This is a genomic window from Streptomyces recifensis, assembly GCF_002154615.1.
Classification (GTDB): Bacteria; Actinomycetota; Actinomycetes; order Streptomycetales; family Streptomycetaceae; genus Streptomyces; species Streptomyces griseoluteus.
The window spans coordinates 1-606 of sequence record NZ_MUNH01000700.1; the positions used below are offsets into that span (position 1 = coordinate 1).

A 606-nucleotide genomic window follows, 5' to 3' on the forward strand; every position below is an offset into this window, starting at 1 on the left:
CCGATCTGGACCAGGGCCACTACTTCGAGTGAACCAGCACAGTAGAGCCGATCAAGTGAGCGGTTTGAAAGAACGTTTGCGCGGTTAATTGCACCGCATGACCGAGGAGGCACCGCGCAGGGGGCGGGACGAAACCAGGGAAGAGCGGGCCGACCGCAAGTGGGGCGAACTGATCCAGGAGGTACGTGTCGCGCAGACCGGCGTACAGATCCTGTTCGGCTTCCTGCTGACGGTGGTCTTCCAGCCCAAGTACTCCCAGCTCTCCAGCGCCAACCAGATCATCTACATCGTCACCGTGGTCCTGGGGGCCTGTGCGACCGGCGCCCTGATCGGGCCGGTCTCCCTGCACCGCCTGGTGTCCGGGCGGCGGGTGAAACCGGAGGCGGTACGGCTGGCGGGGAGGCTGACCTTCGTGGGCCTCGTCCTGCTCCTGGCCACCATGGCCTGCTCGCTGCTGCTGATCCTCCGGGTGGCCACCCACGACGGCTATGTGCCGTGGCTGGTCGGCGCGGTCGTCTGCTGGTACCTGGTGTGCTGGTACGGCCTCCCGATCTACGCCCGTTGCCGGCACTCGGACCCCGAGGACAGCTAGGGTCTTTCGTTTGG

Annotated in this window: 1 protein-coding gene; it reads left to right on the forward strand. The window is 65.8% G+C overall.

Annotated elements, in window-relative coordinates; all coding sequences use genetic code 11:
• Nucleotides 1-97 precede the first annotated feature (97 nt).
• Nucleotides 98-592, forward strand: coding sequence for a DUF6328 family protein (locus CCN33_RS28570; RefSeq protein ID WP_086696297.1), 495 nt, complete (start codon nt 98-100; stop codon nt 590-592).
• Nucleotides 593-606 lie beyond the last annotated feature (14 nt).

What these genes read in the sequence shown, in the direction of transcription:
- CCN33_RS28570 (WP_086696297.1), top strand. Translation starts at nt 98, where the DNA reads ATGACCGAGGAGGCACCGCGCAGGGGGCGGGACGAAACCAGGGAAGAG.